At 37.3% G+C, this 12,185-nt stretch carries 7 protein-coding genes; 1 reads left to right on the top strand and 6 read right to left on the bottom strand.

The window, feature by feature from the left end:
- Positions 1–195: 195 nt before the first annotated feature.
- Entirely contained in the window at positions 196–6,609 is a 6,414-nt protein-coding gene (locus tag ITJ86_RS17525) for a GEVED domain-containing protein (RefSeq protein WP_195871018.1), read from the bottom strand.
- A 208-nt stretch (positions 6,610–6,817) separates the two neighbouring features.
- Between ITJ86_RS17525 and ITJ86_RS07505 the strand changes: the two genes are divergently transcribed.
- Entirely contained in the window at positions 6,818–7,288 is a 471-nt protein-coding gene (locus tag ITJ86_RS07505) for a regulatory protein RecX (protein WP_195871019.1), read from the top strand.
- A gap of 208 nt (positions 7,289–7,496) precedes the next feature.
- On the opposite strand, the gene ITJ86_RS07510 is transcribed toward ITJ86_RS07505, so the two are convergent.
- The 5 genes from ITJ86_RS07510 to ITJ86_RS07530 all read right to left on the bottom strand — a co-directional run bounded on the left by ITJ86_RS07510 (position 7,497) and on the right by ITJ86_RS07530 (position 11,841).
- Complete coding sequence (locus ITJ86_RS07510) at positions 7,497–7,982, bottom strand: DUF6646 family protein (RefSeq protein ID WP_195871020.1); 486 nt, start codon at positions 7,980–7,982, stop codon at positions 7,497–7,499.
- A 60-nt stretch (positions 7,983–8,042) separates the two neighbouring features.
- A complete protein-coding gene (locus ITJ86_RS07515) occupies positions 8,043–8,903 on the bottom strand; it encodes a cupin-like domain-containing protein (protein WP_195871021.1) in 861 nt (286 codons plus the stop codon).
- Between the two features lie 342 nt (positions 8,904–9,245).
- Positions 9,246–9,716, bottom strand: coding sequence for a hypothetical protein (locus ITJ86_RS07520; RefSeq protein ID WP_195871022.1), 471 nt, complete (start codon positions 9,714–9,716; stop codon positions 9,246–9,248).
- 12 nt (positions 9,717–9,728) lie between these two features.
- Positions 9,729–11,159, bottom strand: coding sequence for a flotillin family protein (locus tag ITJ86_RS07525; protein ID WP_195871023.1), 1,431 nt, complete (start codon positions 11,157–11,159; stop codon positions 9,729–9,731).
- A gap of 43 nt (positions 11,160–11,202) precedes the next feature.
- Entirely contained in the window at positions 11,203–11,841 is a 639-nt protein-coding gene (locus ITJ86_RS07530; protein WP_195871024.1) for a hypothetical protein, read from the bottom strand.
- Between the last annotated feature and the right edge of the window lie 344 nt (positions 11,842–12,185).

The following is a 12,185-nucleotide window of genomic DNA, read 5'->3' on the forward strand; positions in this document are numbered from 1 at the left end:
CATGGATTAGCCACGGGGTTAATACGCTATAGATACGCTATACTTATAGAGATGAATTTGCTTTGTTTGTTGGTTTTTAGGTGTAAAATAGGCGTTAAAACACTGAGCGCCTCCAATTGTTATCGGAAACGCTCAATGGTATAGGAAGGATTATTTTTTTAGATCAGCTTCCTGTTTTATTTTGTGGATGCTATGTTAGCGTTGTTTTATTGCTTTTTTACTTATAATCTGTCCGTTGGATAAGGTTATCTTTGCAATATAAGCGGCTTCACTCAATTTAGACAAGTTGTAGATCTCAGTAGAAGCATCACCTGTTAAGCTATACACAATTCGTCCGGTTACATCTATAATATCGACATGTTTTATGGTATGTGCGTTTCCAACCTTGATTTGAACATCACCATGTTGTAATTCTGTAATGGTTACGGTATTTGCATCTAATATGTTATCGTCTATAGATAATGTTGTTGGTGTAAACACAATTTCAAAACGGTTATTGAATTCGCCGGTTTCTGAGGTGAAGGTGTAGTCTGAGTTTTTGAGGTTGTGAGTGGTGTTTAATAGGTTGTCTTTGATGTAAATGGCATTTTCAGTCATAAAATCACCTTCGAATTGGTCTATTGATATGGTGTAAATAGTAGGTTCTGAAATAGTGGTGATAAGACTAAGAGGAATTACTTCTCCAAGCGTTAAGTTATTAGGATCTTTACCTTGAATTACAAATTGTTTTTTATCAGTGGAATTCTCAAGAAGTGAATATATAACAGCGTTAACATCTGTGGATAAGTTTCTAGGTGCATCATAATACATACCGTCATCAGCATCTGTAGCTCCATTAACATAAGCTATTAAAATTTGATTAGATGCTCCGTTGTCTGTTGTAAGATTTAACCATAGCCTATTACTTCCGGTAGTTGTTGAAGACCTAAAAAATTGGTCATTATTACCTGTAACTCTCATGCTATTATTAAATTCAACGTCTATTGATTTAATATCTCCACTTGCTGTTGTTGGTGTAACGTCATCATCCATAGAGACAAAGAACGCTTGACCAGAAGGAATAAATCTTGTGGGTGTTACGTTGTCACCACCCTTAGTTTGACCAGAGCCGTTAATAATTGCATAATCACTTTGTGCATAGTTTAAGTTTTCATTACCGTTAGCATTTGCATCGGCAGCTGTAGCGTGAGACCAAAAGAAAATAGCTCCAGTCATAGAACCTACTGATTCCCCAATACTTGCATTAGCTGCTAGAAATAAATCTGCATCAATAGCGGATGGATATGGGTTACCAATAAGGTTCCAATTGTTGTCATTTAATTCTGAGTCGTTTCTATAAATAGGGATGTTATAAATTCCATTATTGAAAGGCCCTTCAAAGATATAGTCTATTTGCGTTGGGAATGGTGCGAAATTATTTTGAGTTGCGGCATAGCCCACACCTGGTTGCATTATGGTAGCTCCATTAACAAATAGCCAATCGTCGCCGTTATCATCAACGTCATCTTGTCCTGCAACGGTGGCTCCATTGTTGTTGGTTTCTGCAGTAGCATCTAAGAAATTCTGACCTAGGTAGGTGTATCTTCTTCCTGTATTTGCTTCTGCCAATCCATCGCCAATGGTTTCGCCAAATACAGGTGCACTCCAATACACGTACTCATGGCGTGATTCTAACCAAGGTGTTTTTTTATACACTTGAATTTTGGTTTTATCCGATAAGATATTACCTGTCACGGTACCCGCGTCATTAACTTGTACAAAAGCTCCGTAAGGTTGCACCACTAAGCTACCATCTACAACAAGATTGTTTTCTACTTTTACATAGGTATTGTCAGCAATTATTAATTCATTACCGGTTGTAATTTCACAGCTACAGGCTTCAAAGCTTGTTTCTCCATTTGTAGTGACACTAGTGTCGTACGCGCCATTTATAACTACAAATTTATCTGAAGCGGGAGCTGTAGACCAAGTAGTGCCGTCCCAAGAAGCCGTTACTGCGTCTAATTTTACTGCATTACTAGCTTTGTAACACGTAACGTCATCTTCTCTCACTTGGCAATAGAATTGATACTCTAAATACGATATAGGATTTAAAATGTCTAGAGTTGCGGTTGCTACATTATCAAAATCAGCATTATTCGGTACAGCAACAAATGTTGCTGAGCTTGGTTCTAAATAAAACCATTGGTACGTTAAACCTGAGCCAGAAGGCACACCTTCAGTACCTGTAACTCCTATTTGAATAGTGTTTAAACAATTAAACACAGGAGGTGTTAATACTGAAACTGATGGTGGTGTTGCTAAAGCAAAATCATACACTCCAAAATTACTATAATCAGAATCGCTACAATCTGTCCAATCTGTAATATCCCAATCTGCAAGGTTAAACGTTGTGGAAGGCAATGCACTTGCTGTATTAATTCTGCTGAAATTAATACCGTTTTCACCAGTAACCAAACCGTTAGACCAATTATCGCTACCAAAAACTCCAAAAACATCTATTGAAGTGGCTGTGGAACTGTTATATAGTTCTATTAAATCTGAACTATCATATTTAAAGTTAATACCATTAGCACTATTAAAAGATTGGTGCGGAAGACTACCATCTAAACTTGCTGCTGTAAAATCACAGGATGATGTTCCGATACTAATGACGTGTATACCACCAGAAGCGATTGTTCCTGTTAAATTTAAAGTAGAAGATGCAGAAGCATTTCCGTTATTAAAAACTCGAATGCTATAATTGTTGAGGTTAATTGCTGATGCGGTACCGTTAAAAATTTCAACTAAAGACGAACTTCCGGTGGTTGCATCAGATATTTGGCTCATAAATAAATCCGTAGGTGGTGTAGATACAGCTGTAGTTTCACAGGTAGAAATATCATCACTTATAACGGTAAACGCATTTTCAGAAGAACAACCTGTAGAAAACAATACTGTAATGTCTCCGTCGGTAGCCCCTTCTGGTAACAGCACAACTAACTCTGAAGCAGATGTAGATATTGTAGTCATCGCTAAGCCATTAATAGTCGCCGTGGCACCTGTGAGGTCATTAGCAGATGTAATCGTTATTTCTGTATTTTCAGGTCCTTCAGTCGGCCACACAGAGCTCGTTAAAACAGTGCTACAGACTGCAGAACCTTCGATGTCGAATATATAAGGGTCTTCGTCGCTATCTGAATTTTCTATACTTACTTGTGCGGTACGCACTCCATCTGAGGTTGGGTTAAACTCTACTCTGAATTCTGAGCTAGATCCTGAACCCACAGTTGCGCTAGGTTGTAAGGTGACGCTAAAATCACTTGCATGGGCACCGATAATTTCAACTTTTGGAGTCCCCGTTAAATTTAAAGTGGTTGCTCCAATGTTTTCTATAAAAAAGGCTTTTTCAGGGCCTGTATCTCCCACGTTTGTGGAGGCAAACAACGTGTTGTTTAAACCGTATGGTGCGTTAAACCCATTGTCTATAGAGATATTATTTCCTTTAACATTAATCTCAGCATCAACAGGCTGTACGATATTAATGGTATAATCTTCAACTTCACCGTCAAAACTAGTTTCGCAAGGAGTTGGTGGGTCTATAGGATAATCTGTATCATAATATTTTGTAGAAACGCGCATTCTTGTTGCAGCTATAACAGCATTAGATGGTATTTCGATAGAGAGCGGACTTTCGTCTGTAGATCCATCTACGGCATTGTATGCTACTCCTAAGTCGTAATCTTCATTAGCATCTGAAAAATCACCATCGTTGTTCCAATCAAACCAAACCATTGTGGTTGTAAAGTATTCCCCATCGGTATTTACTCTCACTTCTAAATTATAAGTTTGCCCAATTGTAACTGTTGTAGATATGGCTGTGTAATCTGAATAAGCATTATCCGTATTATCCGAAGCATTATTGATAGTGTTAAATTGCACATTGTTGGTAAGGGTTAGGTAACCGTCACCTCCATCTCCATAAGAGTCGCAATAGGTTAGTGACGGAGTTGTACACACTTCTACACCTTCTGTCCATGTGGTTCCTCGTCTAATAAATATTTTAAAACAATAATTAGTCCCATTGGTTAAGCCCGTTATGGATTTGGTTGAAGCGCTAGAGGTGGTTTCGTATACCAATTGATTTGAACTTGCGTATACGTCGTTGTCATTTCCGGAATATGCAGAACCGTCTCCAGTTGGTGTAAATGTTACTCCTCCTTGATTGGCAATAATGATTAATTGATCATAGCATGCCGTTGGTAAAGGGTTGTTCCAGTTTAGCGTTACTTTATTTGTTAATGGTGTTGCTGTAAGGTTGGTTATATCTCCTTGTGCTAGCCCATTTGTCACCGTACTTCCTGCAGTGCCACCATTGGCCCATCCTGTTAATGTTTCACTAAAATAAGCGTAAACTGTAAATGAATAGTTGTTATCTTCAGTTAAACCTGTAATTGTAGCTGTAGTGGCTGTTCCTTTATATACCACTCGCCCTAGAGATACTGGTGTAACAGTTGTTGCCGCGGAAAAGTCTGTATTTGGAGTATAGGTGTTAGCATCGTCTTTTGTGCCTGTTGGGTCTGTACCACCATCTCTGGCAAATACCATATACCCTGTTGGAGTTACACCAGATGCTGGTGCGTCCCAATTTAAAGTAACGGTTGTATCTTCAAAGCAACCTTCAATATTTCTTGCGTTATTTGGCGCTTCGTTACTTAAATTTAACGTTACGGCATTAGAGGTTGTGTTCCCACAGATATTCGTAAGGATACAACGGTATTGGCTCCCATCCATTGGTGCAGATGTTGCAGCTGTGGTGTACGTATCTGTAGTGGCGCCAGACCCTCCGGTAACATTATTCCAACCTGAGCCTGTGTTCACTTGCCATTGGTAGCTGTCTGTGTCTGAAGAACTCACCGAGAATGTTGCTGTATCTGGTATGACTTCGGTTTGGTTAGTTGGTTGTGTTAATGTTGGTACACCATCTTCTATGACTACCGCGTAACTTAGTGCGTTATCTGACCAACAGGTACCAGCTGTGTCATAAGCTCTCACATAGTACGTACCAGAAGTTGTTGCTGTGTAAGTTGCTGTAGCGTTGTAGATTTCGTCGGTACCCGTAGGGTTTGTTTGCCAATAATTAATAGTGCCAGCTGCCGCAGTCCCAGAATAGCTTAAGGTTGTTGATGCACATGCCGGTGTGGTTCCTGATATGCTTCCTATTGGGGCTGCTGGTGGTGCACAAAGGCATGCATCGGCAGTAAGTTCAATACTATCTATTCTCCAATTTTCGGCATCGGATATAGTTGATGTGTACAATAATCCTATATATACAGCACTACCACTTAGTCCTGTTAAATCAAAAGTTTTGGTGTCACTTCCCCAAGATCCAGAAGAGCTTAGCTCATTTAATGTTCCTAAACTTGTCCAAGTGGCACTACTGGTATTCGCACTTGTAAATGTTCCATTAAAGTTGTTAGAATAAAATACTTCTACATTATTACCACTATATCGTTCTTCATAATCAATAACTAAGCTTTCATTGTCAAGAGTATCAAAGTTTATGGCGTCATTAAAAATTAACCAATCTCTTTGATTTGTTGCTCCACTATCATATCCGTTGATTACGGCGTAGTCATCGTAAGAAATCCATGATATTCCAGATCCTGTTTCACTTACTTGATTAAATGTACCTAGAGTTGAAAAATTTTCATCAATAATTGCAGTGTTTGCAGTGTCATCATCATTAACACTCAGTGTAGTTTCATCATCACTACCTGCTGTGGCACTATCTCCTCCAGCAACGTTTTGAATTTCAAAGGTGTAATCGGTGCTGTCGCTACAGTTGGTATTATCCGCAATATTTACGGTAACACATTGTGACGTAGAGCTATTTGCTGGAAACGTAATTCCTGTTGTTGAATACGTAACATGTGGTGTACTTGCAGAGGTTAAAACGATATCTGCAGTTGTTGCGGTTGCACTTTCATTGGTAATATCTACACAAATACTTGCTGTGCCATCGTCTTCATTAACAGAATAGGTTGTTGAAGCAAAGTTTAATTCGGTGTCAGTAGAACCACTACCATAACCTGTTAATACTAAATTTTTCAGTCTTACACCTCTACCACTCGTTCCATTGTTAGAAATTCTAATTTGTACTTGATTGGTTACACTATTTAAAGTAAAAGTGCCACCGTCAATGTATGAAGATCCTGTAGTTGTAGTACTTACCTCAGTTTGTGTAAATGTAGTTCCTCCATTAAAAGAGATTTCTATTTTTGCTGGGTTATAGCTACCACCTCCAAAGGAAGCAACATCTAAACTAAATTCCGCAGACGCATAAGCTGATAAATCATAAACAGCTGTAGTGATTATATCTGAAGGGTTTCCTGCATCTACTAGATAATAAGAACCTCGATCAATTTCTTGAGCTGTTATGTTATTGACATCAGACCAAGCACCTGAAGGATATGCTCCTCCGCCTGCTGCATCAAAAACTGTTGTCTGCCCATAACCAGACAAACTAAAGCACAAAAATGCTATAATAATGAGGGAGTATTTTTTAACCATAGGGATAATAGGGATTACATAATGAATTAATTCTAACCAAATATATGTGAAAATCACTGTTAGTCAGTGTCTTGCAAAGTAAGTATTTATTAACAAATTGTTAAGATTTCTTACGGTTTATCTATTAAGTGCTAAAATCATCGATGATGTGTTATTGCTTATCATTTCAATACTTTTAAGCCGCATTGTTGTATGTAGTTTACCACACTTTATTTCTACCTTATAAATGACTACATTTTCTTAATCTATTGTATTTTTGAATGGCATGGAAATCAATAAATCATACACCGTTAACGAAGCACAAAAAAAACTAGAACACTATTGTGCTTACCAAGAGCGTTGCCATAAAGAGGTGCGACAAAAACTACGGGATATGAATATGATTCCTGAGGCTATAGATGTGATTATGGTGCATTTAATTCAGGAGAATTTCCTTAACGAAGAACGCTTTGCTAAAGCTTTTGTTTCTGGGAAATTCAGAATAAAAAAATGGGGCAAAAACCGGTTGCTGCGCGAGTTAAAGTTTAGAGGTATTTCTAAATATAGTATTGATAGCGCGCTACAAGAAATTGATCTGGACGATTATTACAACACTTTAGATGCGTTGGTGCAAAAACGTATGGAGCAAGTTAAAGAGCCTAATGTGTATAAGAAAAAGAAAAAGGTGGTGGATTATTTGTTGTATCGTGGTTGGGAATCGGCTTTGGTTTATGAGAAGCTTGGTGAGTATTTTTAGGGGTGAGGAGGGGTTAGCTGTGAGCTTTGATGAAGATTAGAGTAATAAGGTTTGAAAAAAGTATTTTAAATTATGATAGTCTTACATTTTAGTAGCAGTTAATTTCATGAAAAAAGCCTTTACATGGGAATGAAAAGGCTTAGTATTCTGTTTATTATTTGTTAGAATGTAATCTGTTTTCTTAATTCTAACCGTGCAGCGTTTTTATCTACAAGTTGAAAACTGCACCAATATTTAATGTGAACTGGTTGTGTATATCAATTGGATCGTCTGTATCATATTTCGCTAAAGGAAAGTTGGCTTCTGTAAAAACACCAAAACCTTCTGAAAAGAAATAACGTGCACCAACATGGCCACCAAAGTTTTTAAGGCTTAGGTTTAATCCTGGGTACAGATCAAAGTTTTCATCAATATTAATTACATTTCCTAAGTTAGCATTAAAGCGTCCTTTTAAATCGAAACGGTCGCCAAAATCAAGATTTTCAATGCCATCGGCACCTCCTAAAGCATACGATGAGGATACACCAATAGAGATGTTTTCTCCTAATCCATGGTCGAAACTTACATTAATACCTGTAGCGTAATCTTGTATGTTAGCACCTACCTGAAATTTCTGGTCACCTTCGCCTATAAAAGCTTGCGCATTACCAAAACTAAAGGCTAGTAAAGCGACAACGAGTAAAATATTTTTCATGTTTTTCATTTTAAAAATAAGGGTCAAATATACAAATAGTATTTAATTAATGTCAGAAAATTAAATGAAACGATTGGTGTTAGTAATCGCTCTTTCGTTTTTGGAGTCAATCCATTTTTGTCCTTTTAAGCGGCGCATAAGGTTATCGTAATTTCGCATTATAAAAACGTTATAAATTGCTTTGCCAAGGTTTTTAGGGTTTCGAGCTATAGCGCGTAAACTCATCGAAAATCCTGGTGTTAGGTAACGCATATAATGCCAATACCCTTCTGGCATATATAGGGTGTCTCCATGCTTTAATTCGCAACTCCATCCTTTTACCTTTTTTAGTGCTGGCCATTGTTTAAAATCGGGATTATTAAAATCAATATCCTCTCTAACAATTAACGAATGTGGTACTTTGTATAAGTACTTATTTTGTTTTTGGTCAAATAATATGCATTGTTTTTTACCTTCAAAATGAAAGTGAAAAATGTTAGCCAAGTCAATATCGTAGTGCATAAAGGTATGCGAATCCTTTCCTCCAAAGAATAGCATCGGTAGCTTTTTCATGAGACGTAGTCCAAAATCTGGATAGGTGAAATCCTTTTGTAGTTGTGGAATTTCTTTTAAAATATTCCAAAGGAAAATGCGGTATTTTGTAGGTTCACGCTGCAGTAGATCTACATAATCGCTCATTTTCATTTTGGCGTGAGCCTGATTAAATCCATCTTTATAATCTACGGGTCTGTCGTCGTAAAGTGGAACGGTTTTATCTCCAGCCACTTTTTTAATGTAGTCTAAATTCCATTTGGAATAGGCAGGCCAATCTTCAATAAATTGCTCTATCACCACAGGTTTTTGTGGTTTGAAATAGTGCGTTATAAAATCCTCTTTGGTGATTGCTTTTACGCGAGGAATATCTTGCAGGTTGAGTTTCAAATGTGAACGACGTTTAGGTTGCAAAGTTAAGGAAAGGTTTTAAATTTTATGGATTCCTGTTTTCTCGGAAATAACAATGGGTATTGGTTTTTATATGAGGTTGATGGTTGGTTCTCGATTCGGTTGTCAAAAACTATGTTTCGGTATCTTTAATCAAAAGTTGTGTGACATACCTAAGAGCTTCGCTCTTAAGGTACAACAGTGAATAACACCCCTAAGGTCTCCTCAAGGGGACAACCTACAGATTAGACATTTTAGTTGCGATTATTGGTTGTTTTTTTGTTGGTTCTCGATACGATTTTTTATACTTCAACAATCACTCGAACTGACGTGACTATGAATTTATAACCATTGGGTGTCTCGTGATGTAGCGTCTAAGACATCGATGTTTAAAGCTGTTGCAATTTGTTTGGCGATATCAAAAGCTATTTCTGTATTGTCGGTTTCATAGGCTTCAATTTTTTGATTGGTGTTATAAAATAGATTCACTTTAATCACAGTTGTAGATACGTTTGTGCTTGCTGAGGAGACCCAAACACGTGTCGATTGCGTGGTTTTAAACACAGAGACGTATTTTATTTGCGGAAAGTCTTGCCATTTGCCAAAGGTTAAACCAAACAGGTTAATGGTATTGCGGTATTTTTTATGTTTAAGATCAATTTGGAGGCCATCCGTATGAAAAAAGTATAAACCTGCTCCGAAGAAAGGAATACAAATAAGTGTATCAATACTAAGGATTCCCAATAAAAAAAGACCAATACCATAAATAGTCTTTAATGTTGGTATTGGTCTTTTGTAGTTAATTGTAGTCAAGAAAAGTCGAGTTTACTTTTCTGATTGATCGATAGTGGCATCATCTGCCTCGATCTCTTTTTTATCTTTACCTTTTAAATACTCTGGTAAATCCATACCAGCCATATTAAACATTTCTTGTAAAGGAGGCACCGATTTATACATACCAGATAGGAAGTTAGCCGTTGACGATTTTCCGTCTTCGCCAGATGCTCCATTATCCCAAACGGTTACTTTATCTATTTTAATATTCTTAATTGCTTCGGCTTGAGCTTTTACTAATTCTGGTAATTTATCTGCAATTAATAATAATACGGCATCTCTACTATTGTTACCAGCCGCTTTTACAATTTGCTCCATACCAGACGCTTGCTTGGTTAAGATTTCATACTGACCTTGTGCTTCGGCTTGTGCTTTAAAAAGTATCGCATCTGCTTCACCTTTTGCTTTTCTTCTAATACGTTCTGCTTCAGCTTCGGCATCAATTTCAGCTTTTTGTTTATCTATTTCTGCAGGTACAATAATATCTGCCATTTGAGATGAACGCTCGCGATCTGCTCTTGCTGTTTCAGCGTCTTGCTCTGCAGCATAGGATTCTTCTAATGCTTTTGCCGCTTGTACTTTCTCTGATGCTATTGCGACACGTTCTGCTTCGGCTTCACGTTGACGACGTAAGGAATCTGAATTAGCAACAGCAATCTTTGCTGTATTTTCACCTTCAACCGCTTGTGCATTTGCAGCAGCCACTTGTGATCTTTCATCTTGTACAGCATTAGCTTCACCAATAGAACCGTCTCTTGTTTTCTCTGCAACCGATTTACGAGCTGCGTTAATAGCATGTGCTGCAGCTTCCTTACCAAGTGCTTCGATATAGCCAGATTCATCTACAATATCTGTAATGTTTACATTAATTAGTTTTAAACCTACTTTCTGTAGTTCGGTTTCAACAGACTGCGAAATATTCGTTAAGAATTTGTCTCTATCGTTGTTAATTTCTTCAATATCCATAGAAGCAACGACTAAACGTAACTGACCAAAAATGATTTCTTTGGCTAATTCTTGAACATCTTGTGCCGCTAATCCTAATAGACGTTGTGCCGCATTTTGCATCACATCTGGTTCTGTAGACACACCAATGGTAAAACGCGATGGTACATTAACACGAATGTTTTGTTTAGATAAGGCGTTAACCAAATTCACTTCTATAGAAATCGGTGTTAAGTCTAGGAATTCATAATCTTGAATCACAGGAATAATAAAAGCTGCACCACCATGAATACATTTTGCTGATTGTCCGCCTCCAACTTTTCCATAGACGACAAGAATACGATCCGAAGGACAACGTTTGTAACGCTTTATTAAAATAAGTAAGGTAACCACTATAAATAGCGCTACAAAAATGAGCAGCATTGGTCCGCCAAGACCCTCTGCATTAAAACTCTCTTGAATGATTAGTAAATTCATATTCATTTCGATTGGTTATTTGATTAAACTTAGTATTGGTGTGTTAACGTTCTATAAATCGGTCTTTAGACGCTGGTAATTCTTCATTATTTCCTCTTGAAGGTTCAATAGGTTTCCGGGTTTGGTCAACAATGAGAATACCATTAGCGGTTACATCGACCACTTTTATAATGGTGCCTGTTTTTAGTTCGGTTAATGAGTCTGTAAGTGCATGTAATTCGCGCATAGAGCCTTGTACGCTGACGTTTACTTTGCCCATTTTAGAACGGTCAGCTCCTATTGGTAAATAGACTTCACCAACCGCATCGAGGGCATTTTTGTAATTTAAAGTCCCACTGTCTGAGAGTTTACTAATAAAGTAAAATAACGCAGCCATAATTACCATCATTAACAAACCACTAATTATAGAAACCACTATGGTTACAGGTGTTGAAAGTCCGGCATCTATACAAGCAATTCCGCTCCAACCAAAAATAGTGAAGAAGCCAACGAGGTTTTTAAATGAAATAAACTGAAATCCTGCTCCATCAACATCGATATCAGCATCTATGTCGCCAATATCATCGGCATCTCCTCCTACAAAAGCCATAATCATAACTACAGTAAAAATGAGTGAACCAATAATAGCCACTAGCCAATATATTTTGGATAGAAATTCTAAATTTGAAAACCATTCTGTCATAAGAGTCAATTTATGTTTTGAGTTACTAAAGATACGACCATTGTAAGATTAAACAACCTTATTTGAAAGTAAATTGGTCTTGGTATTACCATCAACAATGCCTTGTAATAATTTTATTTTTAAGATGACATCTCGTTTGAATACTAAAGCTTCAAATTTGGAATGTTTACTGTGTTTTGATGGTAATTGAAGTACGGTCGATTTTATACTTTGGAGCCTCAAAAACGTTTTGAGATATAGACCACTTTCAATATATAAGTAGTCATTGAAGCGGTTTTGTTACAAAATAGTCTAAAACTTTTTAATGATATGGTGTTTTTCGACTTAAATTTTGACGCCATTAT

Source organism: Winogradskyella marina (assembly GCF_015645385.1).
GTDB lineage: Bacteria > Bacteroidota > Bacteroidia > Flavobacteriales > Flavobacteriaceae > Winogradskyella > Winogradskyella marina.